Origin of the sequence: Massilia arenae (genome assembly GCF_008014745.1) — a bacterium.
In the GTDB taxonomy this organism is placed as follows: domain Bacteria; phylum Pseudomonadota; class Gammaproteobacteria; order Burkholderiales; family Burkholderiaceae_D; genus Telluria; species Telluria arenae.
In genome coordinates, this window is sequence record NZ_VPFD01000028.1 from 35,866 (window position 1) to 61,477 (window position 25,612).

Sequence of the window (25,612 nt, forward strand, 5' to 3'; positions counted from 1 at the left end):
CTATTTTGGCCAGGGACTATTCGATGTCATCCTTGTTCAAACGACATCTCTGGCGCAAGCTGCTCGCCGTGGCGGGAGCGCTGGCCCTGATCTTCGCCGCCGGCTGGTTCGCCGAGCAGCGCGAACTGCAGGCCAAGATGGAGGCGCTGCACCAGGCGACGGCGGCGCACGTACTCGGCCTGCGCGGCCTGGTAGAAAAGCACGACTTTTTGCCGCATGCGGCGGCGCGCCATCCCGACGTGCATCACTTGCTGCAGGCACCCCATGACGCCGCGCTGCAGTCGCGCGTAAATGCCTATTTTGCCGACCTGCAGACGACCACCGGCGCCACCGCGCTGTTCCTGATCGATCGCGCGGGCCTGACCATCGCCTCCAGCAACTGGAACCTGCCATCGAGCTTCGTCGGCGAGTCCTACCGCCAGCGTCCCTATTTCGAGGATGCGGTGGAAGGCCGCCGCGGGCTGTTCTTCGGCCTGGGCCTGACCACCGGCCAGGCCGGCCTGTTCATCGCGGAGCCCGTGCGCGAGGGGAACGACGTGACCGGCGTCATGGTCGTCAAGATCAGCCTCGATCCGCTGGAGCAGACATGGCGCGATGGCGCCAACCCGGTAGTCCTCAGGGACAGCCGCGGCGTCGTGTTCCTGAGCGGCGTGCCCGAGTGGCTATTCAAGAGCCTCGGCCCGGTGTCGGCACTGGACGCGGCCTGGATCGCGGACCACGGCCAGTACGGCGCGCGGCGCCGCTTCGACGTCCTGCCGTGGACGATCCGGGTGCGCGACGACGTGCCGGGCTTCGTCCTGAGGACCAGCACCGGCGGAAAGGCGCGCGACTATCTTGCGCTGGATACGCCGCTGCCCGGCCTGGGCTGGACCCTGACGGTCCTCGAGGACATGCGCGAGGTGCGCGAGGCGCGGCGCCTGGCGCTCGCGCTGGGCACGCTGGCGATGGCCCTGCTGCTGCTGGGCGTGCTGTACTGGCGCCTGCGCGAGCGACGCTATGCCGAGCAGCAGTCGGCCCGGCTCGAGCTCGAGCACCGGGTCGAAGAGCGCACCCGCGACCTCCAGCAGGAATACGCCTTCCGCAAGGCGATGGAGGACTCCCTGCTGGTCGGCATGCGCGCGCGCGACCCGGAGGGCAAGATCATCTACGTCAACCCCGCCTTCTGCGCCATGGTCGGCTACAGTCCGGACGAATTGCTCGGCTGCCGGCCGCCCTACCCCTACTGGCATCCGGACGACCTGGAAAAGCAGGCCAGGGATAGTGACGACGCCCTGCAGGGACGCGCCGCGCCGCACGGCTTCGAATCGCGCATCCGCCACAAGGACGGACACGACGTACTCACCATGATATATACCGCGCCCCTGATCGACGCCGACGGCGTGCACCGGGGGTGGATGAGTTCGATCGTGGACATCACCGCGCAAAAGCAGGCGGAGGCGCGCCAGCGCGACCAGGAACTGCGCCTGCAGCGCAGCGCGCGCCTGGCCAGCGCCGGCGAGATGGCATCCACCCTGGCCCACGAGCTCAATCAACCCCTGATGGCGCTGTCCAACTTCGCGATCGCCTCGCGCGCCCTCGCCGCCAGGGGCGAAGCCGCCATGCTGACCGGCGCGCTCGACGACATCGTCGAGCAATCGCGGCGCGCCAGCGAGATCGTCAAGCGGGTGCGCGCCATGATCAACCCGCAGCGAGCCGACTACGCCACCCTCGTCATCGGCGCCGTGATCGACCATGTCGAAGCGCTGCTCAGGCCAGAGCTGAACGGCCAGGGAGTGCTGCTGCGCGTGATGCTGGAAGACCCCGCCGTGAAGGTGCGCGGCGACCAGGTCCTGCTCGAGCAGGTGCTGGTCAACCTGATCCACAACGCGGCGCAGGCCATGCACGACCAGCCGCGCCATCGGCGCCGCATCGTGCTGGCCACGTGCCGGGTCGCGCAGGGTGTGCGGATCGCGGTCAGCGACCAGGGGCCGGGCATCCCGCCCGACCAGCTCGACCAGATCTTCGCCCCCTTCTTCACCACCAAGCGCGACGGCCTTGGCCTGGGCCTGAACATCTGCCGCACCATTGTCGAGGCCCATGGTGGGTCGATGACGGTGGTGAATGAGGCCGAGGGCGGCGCCACCTTCTCGTTCATCCTGCCTATCGCTCACTGAAAACAGTACCATGAAAGATTCACCACTAACCCTATACGTCGTCGACGACGACGAAGCCCTGCGCCGCTCGATGCTGCTCCTGCTGTTCTCGCAGGGGCTGGCGGTGCAGGCCTTCGACTCCGGCGAAGCCTTCCTCGATGCCGTCGACCTGAGCCAGCCGGGATGCGTGATCCTCGACTTGCGCATGGGCGGCATGAGCGGCCTGGCCGTGTTCGAGCGCCTGCGCGCCGAACATAGTCCTCTTGTGACGGTGTTCCTGTCCGGGCACGGCGACATCCCCATGGCCCTCGAAGCGGTGCGCAGTGGCGCCTGGGACTGGGTGGCCAAGCCGGACACCCAGCAATTGCTGGACAAGCTGCCTGACGCCATCACGGAGGCCCGCGCGCGCGGCCACGCGAGCCGACTGTGGGAAGAATTGACGCCGCGCGAGCGCGAAGTCGCGCGCCTGGTCGGCCTGGGGCAGCCCAACAAGGAGATCGCGCGGGTGCTGGTGCCGCCCTGCGGTCCGCGCTCGGTCGAGACGCACCGCGCCAACATCTTTCATAAGCTGGGGTGCGCCAACGACAACGAACTCGGAAGGTGGCTGGCGGCCTACCCCTGGCTTCGATAGAAGCTTATTTGCGCGGCCACTGGCCCTCGATCACCAGCGCCAGCGCCTCGACGCCCTGCCGGATCGCTTCCGGCTTCACCGCCGAAAAGCCGAGCAGCAGGCCGGGATCTACCGCGCAGGCAGGCGTGGCGGCGGCGTTCGCGTAATACCCCAGCGGCCTCAATTCGATGCCGGCCTCCAGCGCCGCCTGCGCAACCCTCGCTTCATCCGGGATGCGCCCCTTGCGGTCGGGCCTGAAATGCATGCACAGGTCGAGCCCCACGTCGGCCGGCCCGCAGGCGAGGCGCTCACCGAGCCGGTGTTCCAGCGCCGCCATCAAGACCGAGCGCCGTTCGGCATAGGCGTCGCGCGTGCGCCGGATATGGCGCATGAAGTGTCCTTCGGCGATAAAGTCCGCCAACACGGCCTGCGGCAGCATGGCGTGGTGCATGTCGACCACCGCCTTGGCGCGCGCCAGCGGCTCGGCCAGCGCCGGCGGCGCCACCACATAACCCAGGCGCAGCGCCGGGAACAGCACCTTCGACAGGGTGCCGACGTAGACCACGCAGCCGGCGCGGTCCAGGCTCTGCATCGAAGCCAGCGGCGGGCCGGTGTAGCGGTATTCGCTGTCGTAGTCGTCCTCGATCACCCAGGCGCGTTTGGCCGCGGCCCAGCGCAGCAGCTCCAGCCGGCGCGCCAGGCTCATGGTCGCGCCCAGCGGCAGCTGGTGCGATGGCGTCGCGAACACCAGGCGCGCATCGGGATAGTGGCGCGCGCCATAGGCCACGTCCATGCCCTCGCTCGTCACCGGCACGGTGCGGATGCGCGCACCGGCCACCAGCATCGGCGCACAGGCGCCCTGGTAGCCGGGCGACTCGACCCAGACTTCGTCGCCCGGCGCCAGCAGCAGCTGCGTCAGCAGATACAGCGCCTGCTGCGAGCCCGAGGTAATGACGATCTGCTCCGGCGTGCAGACCACGCCGCGCGAGGCGCGCAGGTAGGCGCACAGCAGCTCGCGCAGCGGGGCGTAGCCATTGGCGGGACCGTAGCCGAGATAGGGTCCCCGCTGTGCATGGCGCAGGTGGCGCGCTTCGAGCTTGCGCCACAGGTCGAAGGGGAACAGGTCCAGGCCCGGCATGCTGGGGCGGAAGGCGCGCACCGCGCCCTCGTAGAGACGGCGCGTGCCCATGGCTTCCGCCAGCACCGCGCCGCGTTCCGGCAGCGCGCGCAGCAGCCCCGGCGCAGCCGGCGCCTGGCGCGCCAGCGGCAAGGCTTCGTCGACGAAGGTGCCTTGCCCCACGCCGCCGCGCAGATAGCCTTCGCTGGTGAGCTGGTCATAGGCCGCCAGCACGGTCTGGCGCGACACGCCGAGCTGCCGGCACAAGTCGCGCGTGGCCGGCAGGCGCGCACCCGGCGCCAGCGCGCCGTGCAGGATCGCCTCTTTCAGGCGGGCGTACAACTGGCGAAACAGCGGCACGTCGCTGCTGCGATCGAGCGAGACGCCGGCGATCAGGTCATGGACGTGCATGGCGGATGGCGAAGAATTGGTACGCCCATCTTCCATGGAATTGGCTATTTCAGCAAGCCAAAGCAGGGCCTACGATAAGGGCCTTGATCGTCATCCTGGAGAACATCTCGATGTACTGCCCTGCCCGCTTCACGCAATCCGAGTCAGCCCCGATGCACGCCCTGGTCGCCGACCATCCGCTGGGGATGCTGGTCACGCAGCGCGACGGCATGCCGGATGCCGACCACCTGCCGTTCGAACTGCTGCCAGATGAAGGCGTGCTGCGCGGCCACGTGGCGCGCGGTAATCCGGTGTGGCAGCGCGCCGGGCAGCGGGTGCTGGTGGTGTTTCGCGGGCCGTCCGGCTATGCGACGCCGGACCGGATCGAAAAAGCCGAAAATGGCGGCCGGGTGGTGCCGACCTGGACCTACAACGTGGTGCACGTGCACGGCACGCTGCGCGCGATCGACGACCGGGACTGGCTACGCGCGCTGGTCGAGCGCCAGACCGACCGCCAGGAAGCGGCGCTGCCGGATCCGTGGTCGGTCGACGATGCCCCGGCCGACTACACGGCCAAGCTGCTGGCCGCCATCGTCGGCATCGAGATCGCGATCGACCGCATCGAGGGGAAGTGGAAAAGCGAGCCGCCGCCGCGGGTGGCAACGGCACAGCTCGCTTGAGAACTGCTCAGTGAGAACTGCTTAGTGAGAACTGTTTAGTGGCTGGAACCGGTATGGCCAGCAGCGCCGGTGCTGCCGGTGCTGCTTGACTTGCCCTGCGCCAGTTGCTCGGCATGCTTGAGGTGCTCCTGGACGACCGGGATCGTCTTGTCGACCTGGCCCTTGACGTCAGCATCCTTGGCGCCTTTCGACGCCTTTTGCAGCTTGGCCAGGGTTTCCTTGTGCGCACCGACGCCGCCCTGCTTGACATAGGCCTTGTCGAAGGCGTCGCCCGACAGTTTCTCGAGCTTGGCCGACATGGCCTTGTGCTTGGCGTCGAGCTCGGTCGGCAGGGTCACGCTCTTGGACTGGGCCAGGGTCTGCACCTCGGTCAGCGCCTTGCCGTGATCGTCGACCATTTTTTGCGCGAAGGCTTTCACTTCGGCGTTCTGGCTCTTGCTTTGCGCCAGCTTGCCCATTTCGACTTCGGCCATATTGGACATTGCCATGTCGGTGATGGCCTTGCGGTCAGCGCTGGTCAGCTTGGCGCTGCCGCTGGCGGTGGCCGACGTCGCGCTGCTGCCCGACTGCTGGCCGGCCTGGGTGGATTCGCCGGTCTGCGCCTGCGCGCCGACCGCACCGAACATGGCGGCGGCAACCGATACCGCCAGCATGCGCTTGATCATGGGATTTTTAGACATTTCGCTCTCCGTTGAGATTTTGGATGAGCCGAGTGTAGTCCTGCCTGCTCAAAACTAGCGCCCGTTAGCCGACAAGCAATTTCATAAGAAAAAAGCCAGCCTGGACAGGCTGGCTTTCGAGCAGAGCAGCGGGATCAGCGGAAGCTGAGCGCCGCCGTCAGGTCGCCCGGCGGGCGCGCGCCGCGCGCTTCGAAAGCGGCGTTGCGGGTAGTCAGGCCCTCGAGCAGCGGCAGGCCGTGTAGGCGCGTGATGAAGCGCAGGATCGAGGTCGTGTCGTAGAAATTGTGGTCGACCGCGCCGCGCTTGGCGTGCGGCGACACCACGATCGCCGGGATGCGCGAACCCGGGCCCCAGCGGTCGCCCTGCGGCGGCGCCACGTGATCCCACCAGCCGCCGTTTTCGTCGAAAGTGATCACCACCACCATGTCCTTCCATTGCGGTGATTTCTTCAGGTGCTCGATGATATTGGCGACGTGGGCGTCGCCCGACTCGATGTCCGAGTAGCCGGCGTGCAGGTTCAGGTTGCCCTGCGGCTTGTAGAAGGCCACCGCCGGCAGCTTGCCGGCGACGATGTCGGCGATGAACTTGTTGGAGATCGGACTGTCGCCCAGGCCGCCGTCGCGCAGGTGTTCCGCGCGTTCTTTCGTGCCCGGCGCAAACTGCTTGAAGTAATTGAACGGTTGGTGGTGATACTGGAAGTTCGGCCGCTCGCCGGCGCCGCGGCCGTCGAGCGCCGCCTGCATGCCGCCGCCATACCAGGCCCAGCTCACGCCCTTCTTCGACAGCAGGTCGCCGATCGTGTCATACGTCTGCGGCGGCAGGGTCGACCCATCGGCAGGATCGGCGTGCAGCGGGTCGCCGTCGAAGGCCGGACGCACCCAGCTCGGTTGATAGGGCGGCGCCATCGTGTTGACGGCGTAGCCGTCGGGCGTCATCGCGCCGTTGCGCACGAACTTCGGCTTGCCTTCCAGCGCCGAGGCCGGCGAATCGGGGGCCAGCGTCAGGCGCACGCCCTGCGGGCCGTCGTCCAGCACCGCGATCTTGTTCTTCGCGGCGGTTTCGGACGCATTGAAGTATTCGGGCACGCGGCCGCTGATCAGGAACTGGTGGTTCAGGTAGGAGCCGCCGAAAGCCGCCATGAAGAAGTTGTCGCACAGGGTGAACTCGCGCGCGATCTGGTACAGGCCCAGGTTCTTCGCCGTCTCGCCGTAATAACCCATCACCATGCCGCCGGCATCGGACCAGGCGGCAAAGCCGTCGTTACGGCCGCCATTGATCTGCATCTGGTTGTGATAGAACTGGTGCACCAGGTCGCGCGTGATGACGCCTTCCGGCAGTGGCTTGCCCTCCGCATCGGTCAGCTTGTACGGCGCGTTTGGCATGTTGGCCGACTGGGCTTCGGTGGTGATGTAGTCCTTGCCGCCGATATTCTGGCGGCCCGGCACCACGCCGCCCCAGGCCTTGGGCAAGGTTGGCAGGATCGAACCATCGCGGTCGCGCTGCTGGACGGCGGCTGCCGGCACGCTCGCCAGTGGCACGGCCAGGCCGGGGAAGTCGGCGAACAGGTTGTTGAAGCTGCGGTTTTCCAGGTAGATCACGACCACGTTCTTGACGCGGGCGCGCAGCTTGGCGTCGAGCGAGCCCTTGGCGGCGGGCTTGGCCACGGCTGCCTGGCTCACACCGGGCAAGGTGGCGGCGGCGCCGACCGCGGCGGCGGCGTGGAAGATGCGCCTGCGCGCGGGATTGTCTGGCTGGATGGACGCCTCGGGTCCGCAGTGTTGCTCTCGCTCTTGATCTTGCACGTATCACTCCTCTTGCTGTCGGCCCAGACGGCCGCAAAGGAAGTATTATCCGCGCAATTTACAATTGGAAACAATCAGAAACAAATAAAGTGTGGTGCGTCAAAGAGGCGTCACATTTCTACGGCACAATGCAAGTGCTCCTAGGGAAGGGCACTCGGCGGTGCAAACCGCCCTACCGGCGCCGGCGGTCGGGAAACATACCGGCACCAATTCCTCTAATGCAGGCCCATACGTGGGCCTGCATTTTTTCTTTCCGCTTCAGCCGTACAACGGAATCAGGATGTCGTAGGCATTGTCTGGCCGCGTGTCGTCATCGACCGTCGGCGTATAGCGGCGGTCGTAGCGCTGCAGGCGGATGCCGTCCTCGTCTTCTTCCATGCCCAGTTGCTCCATGGTCGCAATGCCGGTCACGGTGCTGGCCTGGGCGTGCACCATGGGGCCGCGATGGGTCATCAGGGCGTAGCGGCGTTCCGGGATCCGGATGGCGATCATGCCGGGTGGGAGGTTGTTGAGGTCCGAGACTTCAACGGCGATGCATTCGAGTTTCATGCCGCCGTATTGCGGCATGCGCACGCCATAGTGCAGGCCATCGGTCTCGCCCAATTCGGCCTCGCGGGCAAGGAAGGATCTCCAGATCTCTGGCAACTCCGTTTCCAGCACCGAGGCGGGCCCTGCGACAGGCAGCCCGGCGAGCTTCATTTCAGGTAGTGTAACGGTTGAGATGTGCATGATAGTGGCTTGCTGATGGACGAAAAGATTATAGCCTTATCTCTTCGACAAGATTAGCATCGACGCAATCGTGCGGATCGATTTCTCGTGTCAAAAGGAGAACAATGTTGCCTACCTCACTCAAAGCACTGCTGAAAGAGCTCGAAACCTTCGGCATCAACCATGACGCGGCGCCCGATAACCGCACGCGCCGCCTGCTCAACATCACCCACGATACCGGCGAATTCCTGGCAGTGCTGGTGCGCGCCATGGGCGCCCGCCGCGTCCTCGAGATCGGCACCTCGAACGGCTATTCCACCTTGTGGCTGGCCGAGGCCGCGCAAGGCATCAACGGCAGCGTCACCACGGTCGAGGTGTCGGCCGAAAAGGTCGCGCTGGCGCGCGAGAATTTTGTGCGCGCGTCTTTACAGGATCGGATCGTGCAGGTTGAAGGCCAGGCGGCCGACTTCCTGGCCAGCAGCGCCGACGAATCGTTCGACCTGATTTTCCTGGACTCCGAACGCAGCGCCTATCTCGGCTGGCTGCCGCACATCGAACGCCTCCTGCGTCCGGGCGGGCTGGTGGTAGTCGACAACGCCACTTCGCACGCCCAGGAACTGGCGCCGTTCATGCAGGCGCTGCGCTGCGCATCCGGCTGGAGCACCAGCCTGGTCCCGGTCGGCAAGGGCGAGTTCCTGGCGACCAAGCATTGATATCGCTTAGTTCCGGCCCCTGTGCAGCTCAGGCACGGTTTTGTGCAGTCCATCGCACGGGGCGCGCAAGGCAAGGACGCGCTCCCTAGAATGGTTTCATCAACTTACCGGAGACCACCATGAAACGCGCCGCCATCGCTGCCCTTCTCGCCTTTGCTTCCCTGTCGGCCCAGGCTGCCGACCAGGTGCGCAACGTCGCGCCGTTCAAGACCATCGATGCGCGCGGCCCGGTCAGCCTGGTGGTCGAGGTGGGCAAGGCCCATTCGGTGCGGGTCGAGGGCAACCAGAAATTCATCGACCGCGTCACGACCGAAGTCGTGAACGGCGAGCTGCGCCTGGGCTTCGAAGACAAAAACAGGAACAACGTCAATATCAAGGACGGCGAGCGGGTCGTCGTCACGATGCCGGAACTGGCCAGCTTCCGCGGTGAAGGCGCCGGCCTGATGGTGCTGAATAACGTTCGCGGCGATAACTTCGACGTCAACTACCGCGGCGCAGGCAGCCTGCAGATGAATGGCCGCGTGGGCCACCTGCGCCTGAACGCCGAGGGCGTGGGCGAGGTCTTGGCCAAGGATCTGGTGGCGCAGGATGCCGACGTCACCTTCCGCGGCATCGGCGAAGTGTCGGTGCACGCCAAAAACCGGCTCAACGCCAGCGTGCAGGGCCTGGGTAACCTGACCTATTACGGCCAGCCGCGGTCAGTCAGCCGCTCGGTGTCGGGCATCGGCAACGTCACCGCCGCCAAATAACGCCAACCCTACCGATTGACCAGGTCGAGCAAGACCTGCGCATGACAAGGCCCGTCGAGCCGGCACCAGCAAGCCAGATGATGCCCGCGCAGGATGCTCTGCGCTTCTTGCGCCCGCTGGCGGCCGTCGGGATCGTCGTGCAGCCAGCGGCGATAGGCGGCAACCGCTTCTTCCACCGTCGGCATCGCCACGTAGCGCCCGACCGGCGTGCCCGGCGCCACGTCTGGCAGCACCGAGAATGGATTACCCCAGCGGCCCGGACGCGCCACCGAAATCGTGTTCGGCGGCATGCGCCAGCCCTTCTTGCGACTCAATTGCACGCGGTGTGGCGTCATCGGTTTTCCTCATGATTGGCGGTGCGCCGGCGCATCCGGCACGAAGCCATCATACCGGGGCCAGGCGCTCCTGCATCGACTGCGCGCCAGCGCTGCCGCAAGTGGACGCGAGGAACTCCATCAAGCGCTGCAGTGTCTCCAGGCGCGCCGCATAGATGATGTAGCGGCCCTGCTGGCGTGGCGACACCAGGCCGGCGTGAGTCAACTCCTTGAGGTGGAAGGACAGCGACGACGCGGGCATTTCGAGGGCGGCGGCGATATTGCTGGCGGACTGGCCCTGGGGACCGGCCTGCACCAGCAGGCGGAAGGCGGCGAAGCGCGATTCCTGGGCGAGCGCGGAAAGTGCCGCGATGGCGAGATTGGTTTGCATGCGAACAGTATTCTTTCGATTCAAGGGCCAGCGCATCGATGCTGAAGCCACGGTTCGAATACTGTCGAAAGACTTTGACATGGTGATGACAAAACGCGCGCCGGAGCCAATGACCCGGCGCGCGCCAGCCGTCAGGCGCGTTTGCGCAGCGATTCCTGCGCCGGCAGTTCCTTCTGTTTTGCTGCATCGTCCATCAGCTCATACCACATCGCGTTCAGCACGCCGAACGCCGCTGCCAGCGGCAGTCCCAACAACCAGGCGAAATACCACATGATGGTGTCCTTTCTTTCTTCGATTAGTAGGCGTGGCCCTTGCCATCGCGGATTTCCGTCGGATTCACCTTGCCCCACAAGACCTTGTAAACCCAGCTGGTGTACATGATGATCAGCGGCAGGAAGATGCAGGTGCAGACCAGCATGATGAACAGGGTCAGGTGGCTCGATGACGAATCCCACACCGTCAGGCTGGCCTGCGGCTGGATCGACGACGGCAGGATGAAGGGGAACATCGAGGCGCCCACGGAGAGCACGATGCCGGCGACCGACAGGCTCGAGGTCAGCATCGCCACGCCCTCCTTGCGCTTGATCAGCGCCATCCAGGTCAGCAGCGCGCCGACGATGCCGGCGCTTGGGGCCAGTTGGGTCCAGGGATGGGCCGCATAGTTGGCGAACCAGGTGCCGGCAACGCCGGCCTGCACGGTCTTGAACAGCGGGTTCGAGGGACCGGTCGTCACGAGCTCGCTGCTGATGCGGTAGCCATCGACCACGTTCCACAGCAGCACGCCGGCCACGGCGTACAGCGCCACGGTGGCGAGCGCCGCGCGGATGCCCCAGGTACGGGCGCGGCTGGCCACCAGGCCGTCGGTCTTGAGCACCAGCCAGGCCGCGCCATGCATCACCAGCATCGCCACCGACACCAGGCCGCACAGCAGCGCGAACGGATTCAACAGCCCGAAGAAGCCGCCTTCATAAAAAATCTGCATGTCGGGCTGGATGCGGAACGGCACGCCCTGCAGCACATTGCCCATCGCGACGCCGAAGATCAGCGCCGGCACGAAGCCGCCGACGAACAGGGCCCAGTCCCAGGCCGTGCGCCACTGCGTGCTGTCACGCTTGCTGCGGTATTTGAAACCGACCGGGCGCAGGATCAGCGCCAGCAGCACGGCCGCCATGGCGAGATAAAAGCCCGAGAACGAGACCGCGTACAGCTGCGGCCAGGCGGCGAAGATGGCGCCGCCGCCCAGCACCAGCCAGACCTGATTGCCCTCCCAGACTGGGCCAACGGTGTTGATGACGACGCGCCGTTCGAGGTCGGTCTTGGCCACGAAAGGCAGCAGGGTGCCGGTGCCGAGGTCGAAGCCGTCGGTCACGGCAAACGCTACCAGCAGGACGCCCAGCAGCGCCCACCAGATGACACGCAGGGTGTCGTAGTCGAGAAGCATATGAAGAACCATGTCGTTACTCCGCAGTGATCATTGGCGCAGTGCGCATTGCCGGCGTGGTGCCGACCAGGGGGCTGTGGGTGCCAGGCGAGTGCTCGACTTCCTCCTCGGGCCCCTTGCGGATCGCCTTGAGCATCAGCTTCATCTCGACCACGATCAGGATCGAGTACAGCACCACGAAGCCGATCAGGGTGGCCAGCACGGTCTGGATGCCGATGTTCGACACCGCGACCGCGGTGGGCAGGACGCCTTCGACGGCCCATGGCTGGCGACCCAGTTCGGCCACGATCCAGCCGGCTTCGGCGGCGACCCACGGCAGCGGGATCGACCACACGGCCACTTTCAACAGCCATGGATGGGCGTCCAGGCGACGGCGCGCCGACAGCCAGAAGAACACCGCGGTGAGCACGATGAAGTACAGCCCCAGGCCGACCATGATGCGGAACGACCAGAACAGCGGCGCCACCTGCGGCACGGTGTCGTTGGCGGCCTGCTTGATCTGCGCCTCGGTGGCCTGGCGCGGATCGTCGACGTAGCGCTTGAGCAGCAGTGCATAGCCCAGCACCTTGCTGTTCTCTTCGAACCTGGCCTGCAGCTCGGCCGGCACGGGGCCCTTGCCGCCGAGGGCGCGGATCTGCTCCAGCGCGTCATAGGCCAGGATGCCCTGGCGCACACGCACTTCGGCCAGCTTGACCAGGTCGTTGATGCCCGGGATCTCGCTGGAGATCGAACGGGTGCCGATCAGGCCCATCACCCAGGGGATGTGGATCGCGTAATGGGTTTCGCGCGCCGCCTGGTCAGGAAAGCCCACCGCGGTGAAGGCTGCCGGCGCCGGCTGGGTGTCCCACATGGCTTCGACCGCGGCCAGCTTCATGTGCTGGTGCTCGGTGGCCAGGTAGCCGCTTTCGTCGCCCAGCACCACCACCGACAGCGAGGCGGCCAGGCCGAACGAGGCGGCCACCGTCATGGAGCGCTTGGCCAGTTCGATGTGACGGCCCTTAAGCAAATACCAGGCCGAGATGCCGAGCACGAACAGCGCCGCGATCACGTAGCCGGCCGACACGGTGTGCACGAACTTGGCCTGCGCCACCGGATTGGCCAGCACCGCGCCGAAGTCCGACACCTCCATGCGCATGGTCTGCGGATTGAGCGACGCGCCGACCGGGTTCTGCATCCAGCCGTTGGCGATCAGGATCCACAGCGCCGAGAAGTTGGTGCCGATGGCGGTCAGCCAGGTCACCATCAGGTGCTGGCGCTTCGACAGCCTGTCCCAGCCGAAGAAGAACAGACCCACGAAGGTCGCTTCGAGGAAGAACGCCATCAGGCCTTCGATGGCCAGCGGCGCGCCGAACACGTCGCCGACGTAGTGGCTGTAGTAGCTCCAGTTCATCCCGAATTGGAACTCCATCACCAGGCCGGTCGAGACGCCGATGGCGAAGTTAATCCCGAACAGCACGCCCCAGAACTTGGTCATCTGGCGCCAGATCGGGCGGCCGGTCATCACATACACGGTTTCCATGATGGCGATGACCATCGACAGCCCCAGTGTCAGGGGAACGAACAAAAAGTGGTACAGCGCCGTGAGGGCGAACTGTAGTCGGGAGAGCCCGACGACGTCGAGATCCATGGTGAATCCTTTCTTATTGGTGAATCGATGGTGGTGTTCTAGTCGTGACGCAGCGCCAGCAGCGCCGCATCGAATCCTCGTGTCCCGCGCCGGTGGTCGGCGACCAGACGGCCTGCCCGCATCACCAGCAGGCGATCGGCCAGCCGGGCCTCGCGTGCCAGGTGCGTGGCCAGCAGCACGGTGCGGCCGTGGGCATGACGGGCCAGGCGCGCCAGCACGTCGGCGGCGGTGGCGGCGTCGAGCGCCTCGGTCGGCTCGTCCAGCAGCCAGAAGTCGGCCCGGCGCAGCAGCAGCCGCGCCAGCGCCAGGCGCCGCGACTGCCCGCCCGACAGGCCCAGGCCGCCCTCGCCCAGCGGCGTATCCAGGCCGCGCGTCAGCATCTGCACATCGACCTCGAGGCCGGCGGCGCGCAGCGCGTCCCACAGCTGCTCGTCACTGGCCTGCGGATCGGCCAGGCGCAGGTTGTCGCGCAGGCTGTCCTGGAACAGTTCGGTGCGCTGGGTCAGCCAGGTGGCGGGGAGCGCCCTCACCTGCCCCGCATGCGGCGCCAGTTCGCCGGCGACCAGGCCGAGCAAGGTCGACTTGCCGGCGCCGCTGCCGCCGACCACGGCGACCCGCTCGCCGCGCGCGATGCGCAGGCTGACCTCGTGCAGCGCGGCGCCCTCCCGGCCCGGATGCACGACGCTGGCGTCGCACAGCAGCAGCGTCTCGTCCTCGCCCGGCGCGCCGACGGCGATGGCGTCATCCGCTTCCTGTTGCAAGCGGGGGCCGACGCGGCGCGCCGCCAGCCAGCTGCGGCCGGCCTCGATGGCGCCGCGGCGCATCGCGGCGAACGGCTCCAGCGCGGCCAGGGCGATCAGCAGGGCCAATGCCGCCGCCGGTGCATTCAATCCCAGCGCAGCCACTGCCAGCAAGGTCGCCGCCACCGTCAAGTGGCCGCCGACCGCATACGTCCAGCCGGCACCGGTCTCGAGCCGGTGCAGCGCATTGTCGGCGCGCGCCAGCTTGTCGTCGGTCTGCGCCAGGCGCGCGCACTGGGCCGGCAGGCGACCGGCCATGGCGAGGTCGGTCTGGCCGGCGACCAGGTCGATGGCCTGGGCCCGCAGCCGTTCCAGCGCACGGGTGCGGCGCAGCGCCAGCGGGCGGGCAAGGCGGGAGACGACGAGCGCCGCGCCCCAGCCGAAGGCCAGCAGCCAGGCGAACATCGCCAGACCGAGGCGCCAGTCGAGGTTGGCCAGCACCACGCCGGCCAGCAGCGCCGCGCCGAGGGCGGCGATGGCCGGCACGATCAGGCGCAGGTAGATCGATTCGAGTGCGTCGATGTCGCCGGTCAGGCGGAAAAGCAGGCGCGCGGGACGGCGCAACAAGGCGCGCGCCGCCTGCGGACCGGCCCAGCCGCGAAACAGCCGCTCGCGCAGCGCGGCCAGCACGCCGAGCGTCGCGTCGTGGGTCACCATGCGCTCGGCGTAGCGGCCGAAGGTGCGGCCCAGGGCCAGCAGGCGGATCGCGGCGCTCGGCACGAAGACGTTGAACATCACCATGCCGCCCGCCAGGCCGGCCAGCGCGGTGGCGGTGATGAACCAGCCCGAGGTGCCCAGCAGCGCCATCCCGGCCAGCACCACCAGGGTGGAGAGGAAGGCGCCCAGCGCCATGCGGCGCCCGCCTGTTTTCAGGAACAGGGCCAGCACCGGTTGCAGGTCGTGACGGGATTTCATGCCGCGCTCCGTTTGGTGAGAGGTTCGCCGATGCGCACCACGCGTTTCATGCGCGCGGCCAGGGTCAGGTCGTGGGTGGCGACGATCAACGTGCGGCCCTGGGCCAGCTCCACCAGTGCGTCGATCACGCCGGCGGCGGTGTCGCGGTCGAGGTGGGCGGTGGGTTCGTCGGCCAGCAGCAGGCCGGCATGCGGCGCGCACACCGCGCGCGCCAGCGCCAGGCGCACCAGCTCGCCGCCCGACAGGCCGAGACCGCCCTCGCCCAGGCTGTCGCCCGGCGTCGCGTGGCCCACGTGACCCAGTCCCGCGCGGCGCACGGCAGCGCCGACCGCCGCGCTGTCGATGCCGTCGCGCTCGATCGACACATTGCCGCGCACCGAGCCGGAAAACACGTGCGGCTTCTGGCCAATCCAGGCCATATGCGCGCGCAGGTCGGCAGCCGACTGTGCATCGAGCGGCACGCCGCCGATGCGCACCACGCCGCCGCTGGCCGGCGCGAGGCCCGCGATGACCGAAAGCAGCGTGGTCTTGCCACTGCCGCTGGGGCCGACCAGCGCCACGTGCTCGCCGGCGCGGACGGTCAAGTCCTCGCCATCGAATAGCGGCGCTTCGCCGGGATGCTGGAACACCAGGCTCTCGATATCGACCGATGGCGCCACCGGCGCGCGACCGGTGCGCAGATTCTGCTGCGACGCCAGCGCACCCGGCAGCGCCAGGCCGGCATGCTGCAGCTGCTCGAGTTCCTTCAGCGCCGCCTCGCCCGATGCCTTGTCGTGCCACACGGCCGCAAGCTCGCGCAGCGGCTCGAAGAAGGCCGGCGCGAGCAGCAGGATGAACAGGCCTTCGGCCAGCGTCAGGCGCGCGCCCCAGCTGCCGGGGCCGATCTCGCCCAACAAGTGAAAGCCCACATAGACGGCGACCAGCGCCACGCCCAGCGCCGAGAACAGTTCCAGCGCGGTGGATGACAGGAAGGCAATTCGCAGCACGCGCATAGTGCTGGCGCGCACGCTTTCGGCGCTGGCGCGCACCCGCTGCGCGGTAGTGTCCACGGCGCCAAGGGCGCGCAGGGTCGACAGGCCGCGCAGGCGGTCGAGCAGGAAGCCGCTCATGCCGCCGATGACCTGCAATTGCGCTTCGCTGGCCGCCTTGGCGCGCCAGCCGATGACGGCCATGAAGACCGGGATCAGGGGCGCGGCCACGACCAGGATCAGGGCGGCGGTCCATGAGAAATAGAGAACGACGAGCGCGATCGCAGGCGGCACCAGCATCGAGCGCATGCGTGCCGGCTGGTAGCGCAACAGCCAGGGCAGCACGGCTTCGGCCTGCTCGGCCAATGCGCTGGCGGCGCGGCCGCTGGCCAGGCGCTCGCGGTCGAGCGGCGAGCGCGATGCCAGGGCCTGCGCCGCGTCGCCGCGCAACTGGGCCAGGTGCAGGCGCGAGGCCGCGAACAGGCGGCGCGCACCCCAGGCTTCGCTGCTGGCGCGCAGCACGCCCAGCGCCAGGAAGGCGCAGGCCGGCGCCAGCATGTCCGCCAGGCCGGCGCCATTGGCCAGCCGCTGCACGGCATGGGCCAGCAGGGCTGCCTGGGGAATCCACAGCAGCGCTGCCGCGCTCATCACGAAGGTGGCGCTGCGGGTGGATGGGACGTGCGTGGCCGGGCCACGGCCTTGGCGGCGAAGCATGGTGGTTCTCCAGACGATTGAGGATGCGGCGGCTGGCCGCGGGTTGACACCGGTCAGGCGATGGGTGGCGGCGCCCTGCTGCGGTGGTCGGTGCGGAAGGTCGAGGCGGGCCGCAGCGCCGGTCCGTGGGGGCGCTGGATAGCTTCGAGCGGGGTGTCCAGCAGCACCAGGCTGCCCGGAGGGTGAGCGACGATGGCCAGGTCGTATTGCAGGTTGTACTTGGATACGCAGGCCGGGCAATGCATGCCGGAGTGGACGGCCTTGTCGCTGCCAGCACCGCCGGTATCGAGGTCGAGCGCCACCAGCCTGGTGCCGGCCGACATGCAGACTTCGATCCAGGTCTTACCCTGGCTCGCCGGGTTCGACGCCAATGAGGGAGCAAGCATGCCCCACAGGATCGCCAGGGCGGCGAGCCAGAGGATGATGGAGCGGTTGCGTTGCGCGTTCATGGTGTTCAGTCCAGCGGTGAAGCCGATGCCTTGATCTACGTTATCTTTAGCTTATGCCAAACTTTCTAAAGATTTTGAATTTTCAGAAAACAGTGAAATTATGCACTGAAACTTCAAGTTTGTCTGAAAAGGAGAGTGACTTGGTCGGGAATTACTCATGTATTAACAGCTTGCTGCACCACGATGGTGAGCCGGTCCGTGTGCGTGTCGTGGGACCGTGGGATAATCCACCTTTCAAAAGCATCGAAAAGTTCTCAACATGACGCCACTCGTCCAAACCTTTGTCAGTCACTTCGGTGAAATGGGCAGCCGCTGGGGCATCAACCGCACGGTGGGGCAGATCTACGCCCTGCTCTTCGTCACCGAGGAACAGCTGCACGCCGACGACATCGGCGAAAAGCTCGGCATTTCACGCTCCAACGTCAGCATCGGCCTCAAGGAATTGCAGTCCTGGGGCCTGGTGCGCCTGTCGCGCATTCCCGGCGACCGGCGCGAGTATTTCACCTCGCTCGGCGACGTCTGGGAAATCTTCCGCGTGGTGGCCGCCGAACGCCGCCGCCGCGAAGTGGCGCCGACCCTGTCGGTGCTGCGCGAGTCGCTGATGGCCACCGCCAAGAGTCCCGAAGACCAGTTCGCGCAAGAGCGCATGCGCGAGATGCACGAGCTGGTCGACCTGGCCAACAACTGGTTCGACGACCTGCAGCGCCTGTCGCCCGAATCGATGTCGCAGCTGATGAAGATGGGTTCCAAGGTGCAGAAGCTGCTGTCGGCCAAGGACCGCCTGTTCGGCGCCGCGGCCAGCAAGGACATCAGGGAAGACTGATGCCGTGAGCGCGGCTTCATAGCCGTGCTCGCCGCTTTCGCATGACGGGCTAGACTGGGCTTTTGATTGCCAGGCTATCCATCCATGAACATCGTCTGTATCGCCTGGGGCTCGCTGTTGTGGAAGCCCCAGGGTCTCAAGCTGGCCTCTGGCTGGCATCCCGGCGGTCCGCCGCTTCCCCTTGAATTCGCGCGCCAGAGCGACGACAGTCCCGAACTGGCGCTGGTGATGTGCGAAGGCGCACGCCTGGCGCCGACCTACTGGGCCTATGTCGCCACCGGCGACCTCGATGAAGCGCGCGCCATGGTGCGCGAGCGCGAAAAGATCACGCTTGAGCGGCCCGAATGGATCGGCAGCATCCCTGCCCGCGACGGCGCGCAGGAGGATCCCCGCATTGCGGCCTGGCTGCGCGCCAGGCGCATCGACGCGGCGGTGTGGACCGCCGTGCCGCCCAAGTTCGACGGCGAGAATGGCCGCGTGCCGACGGCCGACGAAGCCGTTCGATGGCTGGATAGCCGCAACCGCGAACAGCGCGCGGCCGCCGAAGACTATATCCGCCGCACGCCGGCCCATATCGACACCTGCAATCGGCGCGCCATCCAGGCACGGCTGGGCTGGACGCCGCTACGCGAGGCGCACGTCACGCAGGCGCGCTGACGTGGTTGTGGTGCGGGGCCGCGCAGCGCCGCCAGGGGCCAGGGCAGCGCCGATGCCAGCGCGATGACCGCGACGCCCACCCCGGTTGGCAGCGACATCACGATGATCGAGCAGAGCAGGCCTCGCAGCACGGCGGGAGCGTTTTTCGTATCCATGGTTGCCTCCTTGACGATGAAGACATACTGATGCAAGCTGGATCAATTGAAAATTGCATGAAATGCGCTAGCGGCTATGCAGATTTGAATACCACGGGGGTGCCGGCTTGATCGAATGGGAACTGTATCGGAGCTTCTCTCACGTCCTGCGCGAAGGGTCGCTGTCCGGCGCTGCCCGCGTGCTGGGCATGGCCCAGCCGACGGTCGGGCGCCATATCGCGGCGCTCGAAGACGCCCTGGGACTGGTGCTGTTCACGCGGTCGCCGACCGGTTTTCTGCCGACCGAAGCCGCGCTCGCACTACAAGCGCACGCCTACGCAATGGAGAGCATGGCCGCCACGCTGGAGCGGACGGCCAGCGGTTTCGGTCACGGCGTGAGGGGCACCGTCAGGGTCAGCGTGAGCGAGGTGATCGGCGTCGAGGTGATGCCGGCCGCTATCGCGACATTACGCGAACGTTATCCCGAATTGAAGATCGAACTCGTCGTAGTCAACCAGGTACAGAATCTGCTGCATCGCGAGGCCGATATCGCCGTGCGCGTCTCGCGCCCCACGCAAGAGCAGCTCATCGCGCGTCGTACCGGCATCATAGAGTGGGGCCTGCATGCAGGCCGTGGCTACCTGGCGCGCTGCGGTGAACCCGCCAGCCTTGCCGACCTGGCCAGCCATACGCTGATCGGCTATGACTGCGGCACGCCGTTCATCCGCGAAGCGCTGCGGCATTGGCCACAGTTCCAGCATGCCAATCTCGCACTACGCACCGACAACGACCTGGCGCAACTGGCCCTGATCCGCGCCGATGCCGGCATCGGCATCTGCCAGGTCGCGCTGGCGCGAAGCGAGCCGCGCCTGGTGCGCATCCTACCCGGCGAATTGTCGATAGCCCTCGAGACCTGGGTGACGATGCACGAGGACCTGCGCCAGAATACCGGTTGCCGCGTGACGTTCGACGCGATCGCCAGCGCGATGTCGTCTTTCGCATACCAGGGAGAGGAGGAGCAAACATGAGCCAGGCCGCCGCCACTACACGTTTTGACGCCGTGTTGTCTCGTCCCGCCGACCTGCATGGAGAGGAAGGCTGGGCGTCCGTCGTCTTGCCGAAATCGGTCAGTGACCTCTTTCCACGACGCGGAAGAACCAGCATGCATGGCAAGATCGGTGGCCACCCCTTCCATGCGACGCTCGAGCCTGACGGCCAATTGAGCCATTGGTTCAAGGTTCCGGAGACGCTGATGGAAAGCGCGGGCGTCTCTATCGGAACCACGGTCGAATTCGAGATTGCGCCGGCGCCGGACGAGATGGAGCCGCCTGTGCCGCCCGAACTCGAAAAGGTGCTCGACGCGTCACCGCCAGCCAGGGCGACCTGGGACGCCACCACCACCATCGCCCGCATCGACTGGGTCCATTGGATCGAGTCGGCCAAGCAGGCCAGGACCCGTGCCAGCCGGGTCGCCGACGCCGGCGATATGCTGGCGGCCGGCAAGAAGCGGGTCTGTTGTTTCGACCCGTCGGGTTTTTACAGCAAGAGCCTCAAGCCACCGCGTGAAGCCACTTAGTCAGTCGGGATGCCGTCCTTCTGCCATTGATCGAAGCCGGCCTGCACCGCAGCCAGGGTTTTCTGGCTGATCTCGGGCAAGCTGCCCCCCAACATGTCCTGCGCTTGCTGGAAGCCTTTTTCGACCGCGGCGCGAATGGTGTCCATTTTGGATGGATCGGCGCCGATCATGGCCTTGGCGAAGCTCAGGATGCGTTCGGAAGTCTTTTCCACGCTGAATTCGCCGCCCTCCGCGATGGCCGCCCTGGCGGCTTCAATGGCTTCGGGATCCGCCTGCAGTTGCTGCTCTCCGCTCACCACCTTGGCGAAGTTGAGACCCTGCTGCTCGACCAGGGGGCGGATCAGGTCCATGACTTGCTGGGCCTTGCGATCGGATTCCTCGATCATGCCGGCAAGCTCGGACTGGGTCACCTTGCCGCCTTTGCTGCCATAGGTCAGCGGCTCGGCTGGTCGTCCGCCCAGGGTCACTTTGTCCTCGGCCGGGGCTTCCGTTTCTTGTCGTGCTTCGGCAACCGCGGGTTTTACCCTGGCCACAGGGAGCGTCGCTCCCTGCGGGCCCACGCTGGAGATACTCAAGCTCATGTCGGCCTCCCTATTCATTGATCATATCGACGATATCGGAAGGCCTGGCCAAAACTTAAGCAGATACTGCTTGAGGCAGCGCACGCGGCGAGATACTCAATCGAATTTGCTGAAGTCGGGCTTCCTCTTCTCGAAGAATGCGGTGAACGCCTCCTTCGCCTCGGCACCCGTCAGCATCGCGCTGAAACGCTCGTTCTCGGCCGCGATGGTCTCTTTCACCAGCGCGCCACGTGCACGCTTCATCAGCGCCTTGGTAGTGCGGATCGATGCGGGCGGCAGCTTGGCCAGCTTGGCGGCCTGGCCTTGCGCGAAGAACAGCAGTTCGGCATCCGGCAGCACGCGCGCCACGATGCCCATCTCCAGCGCTTCCTGAGCCAGGAACGGCTCGCCCAGCAGCAGCTTCTCGGCGGCGCGGGTGTAGCCCGCCGATTGGGCCACCAGCAGCGACGAGGCGAACTCCGGACACAGCCCGAGCTGGGTAAACGGCATCGAGAACTTGGCGTTGTCGGCGGCGTAGACCAGGTCGCAGTGCATCAAGAGCGTGGTGCCGATGCCGACCGCGGCGCCGGCCACGGCCGCCACCACCGGTTTCGTTGCGCCTTCCAGCGCCGTCATGAACTGGAATACGGGACGCTCGGCCGTCATCGCGCCTTCGCCGACGTTGTTCAGGAAGTCGTCGAGGTCGTTCCCGGCGGTGAAGATCTCGGGCTGGCCGGTGATCAGGATGACGCGCACCGCGGCGTCCTGTTCGGCTTCGCGCAGCGCGTCGGCCATGGCCTGGTACATCGCGCCGGTGATCGCGTTCTTGCGTTCGACGCGGTTGAATTCGATGGTGAGGATGCCGTCGGCTTTGGTGAGGCGGATGCTCATGGTGTTGTCTCCAGAATTGTTCATGGGCCGATTGGACGCGTGGGCGGGAGACCCGCCCACCCCACGTCACGCTCGCGGCATTGACGTACGGTGCTTGGATTTCCCGCCCACGCTTGAAATGCGGCGGCTGCGAACAGCCGCCATGTCTTTTAGACGCGCTCGATGATGCCCGCGGCGCCCATGCCGGCGCCGACGCACATCGTCACCATGCCGTACTTCAGGTTGTTACGGCGCAGCGCATGCACGACGGTCGCGGCGCGGATCGCGCCGGTGGCGCCCAGCGGGTGGCCCAGGGCGATCGCGCCGCCCATCGGGTTGACCTTGCTGGTGTCCAGGCCCAGGTCGCGGATCACGGCCAGCGCCTGGGCGGCGAAGGCTTCGTTCAGCTCGATCCAGTCCAGCTGGTCTTGCGTGATGCCGGCGGCGGCCAGCGCGGCGGGGATCGCCACCTTCGGGCCGATGCCCATGATCTCCGGCGGCACGCCGCGCACGGCGAACGAGGAGAACTTGGCCAGCGGGGTCAGGTTGTGCTCCTTCAGGATTTTTTCGCTGACGACGATCAGCGCGCCGGCGCCGTCCGACATCTGCGACGAGGTCGCGGCGGTGACCGAACCCTTGGCCGCGAACACGGGCTTGAGCTTGGCCATGCCTTCAGGGCTGGCGTCCGCGCGCGGGCCTTCGTCGCTGTCCACGGTGCGTTTCTTGACGCTGATTTCGCCAGTGGCCAGGTTCGGCGTGCGGGTGATGATCTCGACCGGGGTGATCTCGTCCTTGAAGTAGCCGGCCTGCTGGGCGGCGATGGCGCGGCGGTGCGATTCCAGGCCGAAGGCATCCTGGTCTTCGCGCGAGATCTTCCACTGGTTGGCGACGTTCTCGGCGGTCAGGCCCATGCCGTAGGCCAGGCCCACGTTCTCGTCCCTGAACGTTTCCATGTTAATGGAGGGATGGTGGCCCATCATCGGCACCATCGACATCGATTCGACGCCGCCGGCGATCATCACGTCGGCTTCGCCCACGCGGATGCGGTCGGCCGCCATCGCCAGGGCGGTGATGCCCGAGGCGCAGTAGCGGTTGACGGTGACGCCGCCCACGGTGTTCGGCAGGCCGGCCAGCACCACGGCGTTACGCGCCACGTTGAAGCCTTGCTCGGCTTCCGGGAACGAGCAGCCGATGATGGCGTCGACGATCAGCGCCGGATCCAGGTTCGGCACGGCGGCCATGGCGCCGCGGATGGCGTGCACCAGCAGGTCGTCCGGGCGGGTCTTGTTGAACATGCCGCGCGGCGCCTTGCCGATCGGGGTGCGGGTCGCTGCGACGATGTATGCGTCTTGAAGTTGTTTGCTCATGTCAGTAGTCCTGTTCAGTCGTCAGCGTTAGTTACGCACGGGCTTACCGGTCTGCATCATGCCCATGATGCGTTCCTGGGTCTTCGGATTGTTCAGCAGGGCCACGAAGGCCTTGCGTTCCAGGTCGAGGATCCACTGTTCGCTCACCACGCTGCCCTGGTCGATGTCGCCACCGGTCACGATTTCGGCGATGGTGTCGCCCAGGTGGTAGTCATAGGCCGAGATGAAGCCGCCGTCGCGCATATTGACCATCTGGCCGCGGATGGTGCCCCAGCCGTAACGGCCGGTGACCGGGAAGGTACGGCGCGCCGGGGCGCGATAACCGGCGTCGAACATGGCGCGCGCGGTGGTCTTCGCCACGTGCAGCAGCTCGTACGCGTTGAACACGATCACGTCGTCTTCCTTCAGGTAACCCATGGCCTTGGCTTCCAGCGCCGACTTCGACACTTGCGCGGTGGCCGCGTTCATGAAACCGTTCTTGAGGAATTGCAGGATGTCGTTGCCCTTGGCTTCATTGGCCGCGCGCAGCGCCGCTTCCTTCAGGCCGCCGCCGGCCGGCACCAGGCCCACGCCCACTTCGACCAGGCCGATGTACGACTCGATCGAGGCCACGCGCTTGCTTGCATGCAGCGCCAGCTCGCAGCCGCCGCCCAGCGCCAGGCCGGCCACGGCCGCCACGACCGGGATGTTCGAATACTTCATCGCCATGAAGGTGTCCTGCAGCTCGCGCACGATCGGCTCCATCGCCTTCGCGCCGCCGGCCATGAAGGCTGGCAGGGCCGATTGCAGGTCGGCGCCGGCCGAGAACGCGCCGCCTTCGGCTGCGTCGGTATTCCAGATCACGATGCCCTTGAAGCCTTGCTCGGCTTCCTTCAGTGCGCGCTGGATGCCCTTGATGACGCCATCGCCGATGACGTGCATCTTGGTCTTGAGCGAGATGACCAGGATCTCGTCGTCCGAGTGCCACAGGCGCACGGAGTCGTCTTCGAACACGGTGGTGCCGGCCGTCTTGGCGTCCAGCGTGGTCGAACCGACCACCGGTGCGCGGAACTGCTGGCGCTTGTAGACCGGCAGGTCCGACACAGGAACATAGGCGTTCTTGGTGGCCGAGTACGAGCCTTCAGGGGTATGCACGCCCTTCTCTGCCACGGTGCCTTCGAACACCCAGGCTGGCAGCGGCGCGTCGGACAGCGCCTTGCCCGCTTCGATGTCTTCCTTCACCCACTGGGCGATCTGGGTCCAGCCGGCGGCTTGCCAGGTCTCGAACGGACCGACGCTCCAGCCGAAGCCCCAGCGCATCGCGAAGTCGATGTCGCGCGCATTGTCGGCAATCGTATCCAAGTGGAACGCGATGTAGTGGAAGGCGTCGCGGAAGATCGCCCACAGGAACTGCGCCTGCGGGTTGGTCGAGTCGCGCATGGCCTTGAATTTCTTGACCGGGTCTTTTTCTTTGAGGATGCGACCGACGATGTCGGCGGCTTTCGCGCCGCCGGCGACGTATTCACCGGTGGCGAAGTCCAGGCGCTGGATCTCCTTGCCGACCTTCTTGTAGAAGCCGGCGCCGGTCTTCTGGCCCAGCGCGCCCTTCTCGATCAGCTTGGCCAGGATGTCCGGCGTCTTGTAGACATTGAAGAACGGATCGTCCTTCAGGTTGTCCTGCATGGTCTTGATCACATGGCCCATGGTGTCCAGGCCAACCACGTCCGCGGTGCGGAAGGTGCCCGACTTGGCGCGACCGAGCTTGGCGCCGGTGAGGTCGTCGACCACGTCCACCGACAGGCCGAACTTCTCGGCTTCGACGATGGTGGCCAGCATGCCGAAGATGCCGACGCGGTTGGCGATGAAGTTCGGCGTGTCTTTGGCGCGCACGACGCCCTTGCCCAGGGTCGAGGTCAGGAAGGTCTCGAGCTGGTCCAGGATTTCAGGACGGGTGCCTTCGGTCGGGATCAGTTCCACCAGGTGCATATAGCGCGGCGGGTTGAAGAAGTGCACGCCGCAGAAGCGCGCCTTCAGTTCGCTGTCGAAGCCTTCGGCCAGCTTGTTGATCGACAGGCCCGAGGTGTTCGAGGCGAAGATTGCGTGTGGTGCGATGTGCGGCGCGACCTTGGCGTACAGGTCGTGTTTCCAGTCCATGCGCTCGGCGATGGCTTCGATGATCAGGTCGCAGCCGGCCAGCACGTCGAGGTTGTCCTCGTAGTTGGCCACTTCGATCAGGGCCGCGTCATCCTTGTTGCCCAGCGGGGCCGGCGACAGTTTCTTGAGGTTCTCGATGGCGCGCAGGACGATGCCGTTCTTTGGGCCTTCCTTGGCCGGCAGGTCGAACAGCACGACCGGCACCTTGGCGTTCACGCAGTGCGCAGCGATCTGCGCACCCATCACGCCGGCGCCCAGCACGGCGACTTTCTTGACGATGAAATTGGACATG

The 25,612-nt window shown here is 66.4% G+C and carries 25 protein-coding genes; 9 read left to right on the forward strand and 16 right to left on the reverse strand.

All coding sequences use genetic code 11. The features are described 5' to 3' along the window. Positions 1–23 precede the first annotated feature (23 nt). Together FVD38_RS21395 and FVD38_RS21400 are read left to right on the forward strand one after the other, a co-directional pair. Positions 24–2,153 (forward strand): sensor histidine kinase, encoded by a 2,130-nt coding sequence (locus FVD38_RS21395; protein WP_147936652.1) that lies wholly within the window; start codon positions 24–26, stop codon positions 2,151–2,153. A 10-nt stretch (positions 2,154–2,163) separates the two neighbouring features. Next, positions 2,164–2,763 (forward strand): response regulator transcription factor, encoded by a 600-nt coding sequence (locus tag FVD38_RS21400; RefSeq protein WP_147936653.1) that lies wholly within the window; start codon positions 2,164–2,166, stop codon positions 2,761–2,763. A gap of 4 nt (positions 2,764–2,767) precedes the next feature. Here FVD38_RS21400 and pdxR read toward each other — a convergent pair whose 3' ends face one another. Then, positions 2,768–4,306: a MocR-like pyridoxine biosynthesis transcription factor PdxR gene (gene pdxR / locus FVD38_RS21405; protein ID WP_229493882.1), complete on the reverse strand. Its 1,539-nt coding sequence runs from the start codon at positions 4,304–4,306 to the stop codon at positions 2,768–2,770. Between the two features lie 47 nt (positions 4,307–4,353). On the opposite strand from pdxR, the gene FVD38_RS21410 reads away from it, so the two are divergent. Next, the gene (locus FVD38_RS21410) at positions 4,354–4,929 is read left to right on the forward strand and encodes an FMN-binding negative transcriptional regulator (protein WP_229493884.1); all 576 of its coding nucleotides are present in this window, start codon (positions 4,354–4,356) and stop codon (positions 4,927–4,929) included. A gap of 35 nt (positions 4,930–4,964) precedes the next feature. Here the strand turns inward: FVD38_RS21410 and FVD38_RS21415 are convergent, their stop codons facing one another. From FVD38_RS21415 to FVD38_RS21425, 3 genes are all read right to left on the reverse strand, one after another. Further along, positions 4,965–5,609, reverse strand: a complete 645-nt coding sequence (locus FVD38_RS21415; protein ID WP_147936654.1) for a DUF4142 domain-containing protein — start codon at positions 5,607–5,609, stop codon at positions 4,965–4,967. Between the two features lie 134 nt (positions 5,610–5,743). Beyond that, complete coding sequence (locus FVD38_RS21420) at positions 5,744–7,411, reverse strand: acid phosphatase (protein ID WP_147936655.1); 1,668 nt, start codon at positions 7,409–7,411, stop codon at positions 5,744–5,746. 258 nt (positions 7,412–7,669) lie between these two features. Next, positions 7,670–8,140, reverse strand: coding sequence for a GyrI-like domain-containing protein (locus FVD38_RS21425; protein WP_147936656.1), 471 nt, complete (start codon positions 8,138–8,140; stop codon positions 7,670–7,672). Between the two features lie 104 nt (positions 8,141–8,244). On the opposite strand from FVD38_RS21425, the gene FVD38_RS21430 reads away from it, so the two are divergent. Together FVD38_RS21430 and FVD38_RS21435 are read left to right on the forward strand one after the other, a co-directional pair. Further along, positions 8,245–8,832, forward strand: a complete 588-nt coding sequence (locus FVD38_RS21430) for an O-methyltransferase (RefSeq protein ID WP_147936657.1) — start codon at positions 8,245–8,247, stop codon at positions 8,830–8,832. A gap of 119 nt (positions 8,833–8,951) precedes the next feature. After that, positions 8,952–9,581, forward strand: coding sequence for a head GIN domain-containing protein (locus FVD38_RS21435; protein WP_147936658.1), 630 nt, complete (start codon positions 8,952–8,954; stop codon positions 9,579–9,581). A gap of 8 nt (positions 9,582–9,589) precedes the next feature. Here FVD38_RS21435 and FVD38_RS21440 read toward each other — a convergent pair whose 3' ends face one another. The 8 genes from FVD38_RS21440 to FVD38_RS21475 all read right to left on the reverse strand — a co-directional run bounded on the left by FVD38_RS21440 (position 9,590) and on the right by FVD38_RS21475 (position 17,200). After that, a complete protein-coding gene (locus FVD38_RS21440) occupies positions 9,590–9,916 on the reverse strand; it encodes a DUF4326 domain-containing protein (RefSeq protein WP_123068980.1) in 327 nt (108 codons plus the stop codon). 49 nt (positions 9,917–9,965) lie between these two features. Further along, the gene (locus tag FVD38_RS21445) at positions 9,966–10,286 is read right to left on the reverse strand and encodes an ArsR/SmtB family transcription factor (protein WP_109345315.1); all 321 of its coding nucleotides are present in this window, start codon (positions 10,284–10,286) and stop codon (positions 9,966–9,968) included. Positions 10,287–10,417: 131 nt separating this feature from the next. Next, positions 10,418–10,558 carry a cytochrome bd-I oxidase subunit CydX gene (gene cydX / locus FVD38_RS21450; RefSeq protein ID WP_147936659.1) on the reverse strand — a complete coding sequence of 47 codons (141 nt, stop codon included), beginning with the start codon at positions 10,556–10,558 and terminating at the stop codon, positions 10,418–10,420. Positions 10,559–10,581: 23 nt separating this feature from the next. After that, positions 10,582–11,739 (reverse strand): cytochrome d ubiquinol oxidase subunit II, encoded by a 1,158-nt coding sequence (gene cydB / locus FVD38_RS21455; RefSeq protein ID WP_147936660.1) that lies wholly within the window; start codon positions 11,737–11,739, stop codon positions 10,582–10,584. 4 nt (positions 11,740–11,743) lie between these two features. Beyond that, the gene (locus FVD38_RS21460; protein WP_147936661.1) at positions 11,744–13,354 is read right to left on the reverse strand and encodes a cytochrome ubiquinol oxidase subunit I; all 1,611 of its coding nucleotides are present in this window, start codon (positions 13,352–13,354) and stop codon (positions 11,744–11,746) included. A 38-nt stretch (positions 13,355–13,392) separates the two neighbouring features. Beyond that, entirely contained in the window at positions 13,393–15,069 is a 1,677-nt protein-coding gene (cydC, locus tag FVD38_RS21465; RefSeq protein ID WP_147936662.1) for a thiol reductant ABC exporter subunit CydC, read from the reverse strand. Beyond that, complete coding sequence (gene cydD, locus FVD38_RS21470; protein WP_147936663.1) at positions 15,066–16,751, reverse strand: thiol reductant ABC exporter subunit CydD; 1,686 nt, start codon at positions 16,749–16,751, stop codon at positions 15,066–15,068. The genes cydC and cydD overlap by 4 nt, the downstream gene beginning before the upstream one ends. 53 nt (positions 16,752–16,804) lie before the next feature. After that, positions 16,805–17,200, reverse strand: a complete 396-nt coding sequence (locus tag FVD38_RS21475; protein WP_147936664.1) for a DUF2946 domain-containing protein — start codon at positions 17,198–17,200, stop codon at positions 16,805–16,807. Positions 17,201–17,459: 259 nt separating this feature from the next. Here FVD38_RS21475 and FVD38_RS21480 point away from each other — a divergent pair, with 259 nt between their 5' ends. The 4 genes from FVD38_RS21480 to FVD38_RS21495 all read left to right on the forward strand — a co-directional run bounded on the left by FVD38_RS21480 (position 17,460) and on the right by FVD38_RS21495 (position 20,390). After that, complete coding sequence (locus FVD38_RS21480; RefSeq protein WP_123068973.1) at positions 17,460–18,023, forward strand: GbsR/MarR family transcriptional regulator; 564 nt, start codon at positions 17,460–17,462, stop codon at positions 18,021–18,023. Positions 18,024–18,107: 84 nt separating this feature from the next. Beyond that, a complete protein-coding gene (locus FVD38_RS21485) occupies positions 18,108–18,680 on the forward strand; it encodes a hypothetical protein (RefSeq protein WP_147936665.1) in 573 nt (190 codons plus the stop codon). Positions 18,681–18,942: 262 nt separating this feature from the next. Next, positions 18,943–19,842: a LysR family transcriptional regulator gene (locus FVD38_RS21490; RefSeq protein WP_229493886.1), complete on the forward strand. Its 900-nt coding sequence runs from the start codon at positions 18,943–18,945 to the stop codon at positions 19,840–19,842. Further along, positions 19,839–20,390 (forward strand): YdeI/OmpD-associated family protein, encoded by a 552-nt coding sequence (locus FVD38_RS21495; RefSeq protein WP_147936666.1) that lies wholly within the window; start codon positions 19,839–19,841, stop codon positions 20,388–20,390. Before FVD38_RS21490 ends, FVD38_RS21495 begins: the two co-directional genes overlap by 4 nt. On the opposite strand, the gene FVD38_RS21500 is transcribed toward FVD38_RS21495, so the two are convergent. The 4 genes from FVD38_RS21500 to FVD38_RS21515 form a co-directional block, all read right to left on the reverse strand. Next, entirely contained in the window at positions 20,387–20,971 is a 585-nt protein-coding gene (locus FVD38_RS21500) for a DUF5610 domain-containing protein (RefSeq protein ID WP_147936667.1), read from the reverse strand. The two genes, FVD38_RS21495 and FVD38_RS21500, sit on opposite strands and share 4 nt — an antisense overlap. 96 nt (positions 20,972–21,067) lie before the next feature. Beyond that, positions 21,068–21,841 (reverse strand): enoyl-CoA hydratase, encoded by a 774-nt coding sequence (locus tag FVD38_RS21505; RefSeq protein WP_147936668.1) that lies wholly within the window; start codon positions 21,839–21,841, stop codon positions 21,068–21,070. Between the two features lie 149 nt (positions 21,842–21,990). Next, positions 21,991–23,187 (reverse strand): acetyl-CoA C-acyltransferase, encoded by a 1,197-nt coding sequence (locus FVD38_RS21510; protein WP_147936669.1) that lies wholly within the window; start codon positions 23,185–23,187, stop codon positions 21,991–21,993. Between the two features lie 27 nt (positions 23,188–23,214). Next, complete coding sequence (locus tag FVD38_RS21515) at positions 23,215–25,611, reverse strand: 3-hydroxyacyl-CoA dehydrogenase/enoyl-CoA hydratase family protein (RefSeq protein ID WP_147936670.1); 2,397 nt, start codon at positions 25,609–25,611, stop codon at positions 23,215–23,217. Between the last annotated feature and the right edge of the window lies 1 nt (position 25,612).

What these genes read in the sequence shown, in the direction of transcription:
- FVD38_RS21395 (WP_147936652.1), top strand. Translation starts at nt 24, where the DNA reads ATGTCATCCTTGTTCAAACGACATCTCTGGCGCAAGCTGCTCGCCGTG.
- FVD38_RS21400 (WP_147936653.1), top strand. Translation starts at nt 2,164, where the DNA reads ATGAAAGATTCACCACTAACCCTATACGTCGTCGACGACGACGAAGCC.
- pdxR (WP_229493882.1), bottom strand. Translation starts at nt 4,306, where the DNA reads ATGGAAGATGGGCGTACCAATTCTTCGCCATCCGCCATGCACGTCCAT.
- FVD38_RS21415 (WP_147936654.1), bottom strand. Translation starts at nt 5,609, where the DNA reads ATGTCTAAAAATCCCATGATCAAGCGCATGCTGGCGGTATCGGTTGCC.
- FVD38_RS21425 (WP_147936656.1), bottom strand. Translation starts at nt 8,140, where the DNA reads ATGCACATCTCAACCGTTACACTACCTGAAATGAAGCTCGCCGGGCTG.
- FVD38_RS21430 (WP_147936657.1), top strand. Translation starts at nt 8,245, where the DNA reads ATGTTGCCTACCTCACTCAAAGCACTGCTGAAAGAGCTCGAAACCTTC.
- FVD38_RS21435 (WP_147936658.1), top strand. Translation starts at nt 8,952, where the DNA reads ATGAAACGCGCCGCCATCGCTGCCCTTCTCGCCTTTGCTTCCCTGTCG.
- FVD38_RS21440 (WP_123068980.1), bottom strand. Translation starts at nt 9,916, where the DNA reads ATGACGCCACACCGCGTGCAATTGAGTCGCAAGAAGGGCTGGCGCATG.
- FVD38_RS21445 (WP_109345315.1), bottom strand. Translation starts at nt 10,286, where the DNA reads ATGCAAACCAATCTCGCCATCGCGGCACTTTCCGCGCTCGCCCAGGAA.
- cydX (WP_147936659.1), bottom strand. Translation starts at nt 10,558, where the DNA reads ATGTGGTATTTCGCCTGGTTGTTGGGACTGCCGCTGGCAGCGGCGTTC.
- cydB (WP_147936660.1), bottom strand. Translation starts at nt 11,739, where the DNA reads ATGGTTCTTCATATGCTTCTCGACTACGACACCCTGCGTGTCATCTGG.
- FVD38_RS21460 (WP_147936661.1), bottom strand. Translation starts at nt 13,354, where the DNA reads ATGGATCTCGACGTCGTCGGGCTCTCCCGACTACAGTTCGCCCTCACG.
- cydC (WP_147936662.1), bottom strand. Translation starts at nt 15,069, where the DNA reads ATGAAATCCCGTCACGACCTGCAACCGGTGCTGGCCCTGTTCCTGAAA.
- cydD (WP_147936663.1), bottom strand. Translation starts at nt 16,751, where the DNA reads ATGCTTCGCCGCCAAGGCCGTGGCCCGGCCACGCACGTCCCATCCACC.
- FVD38_RS21475 (WP_147936664.1), bottom strand. Translation starts at nt 17,200, where the DNA reads ATGAACGCGCAACGCAACCGCTCCATCATCCTCTGGCTCGCCGCCCTG.
- FVD38_RS21480 (WP_123068973.1), top strand. Translation starts at nt 17,460, where the DNA reads ATGACGCCACTCGTCCAAACCTTTGTCAGTCACTTCGGTGAAATGGGC.
- FVD38_RS21485 (WP_147936665.1), top strand. Translation starts at nt 18,108, where the DNA reads ATGAACATCGTCTGTATCGCCTGGGGCTCGCTGTTGTGGAAGCCCCAG.
- FVD38_RS21495 (WP_147936666.1), top strand. Translation starts at nt 19,839, where the DNA reads ATGAGCCAGGCCGCCGCCACTACACGTTTTGACGCCGTGTTGTCTCGT.
- FVD38_RS21500 (WP_147936667.1), bottom strand. Translation starts at nt 20,971, where the DNA reads ATGAGCTTGAGTATCTCCAGCGTGGGCCCGCAGGGAGCGACGCTCCCT.
- FVD38_RS21505 (WP_147936668.1), bottom strand. Translation starts at nt 21,841, where the DNA reads ATGAGCATCCGCCTCACCAAAGCCGACGGCATCCTCACCATCGAATTC.
- FVD38_RS21510 (WP_147936669.1), bottom strand. Translation starts at nt 23,187, where the DNA reads ATGAGCAAACAACTTCAAGACGCATACATCGTCGCAGCGACCCGCACC.
- FVD38_RS21515 (WP_147936670.1), bottom strand. Translation starts at nt 25,611, where the DNA reads ATGTCCAATTTCATCGTCAAGAAAGTCGCCGTGCTGGGCGCCGGCGTG.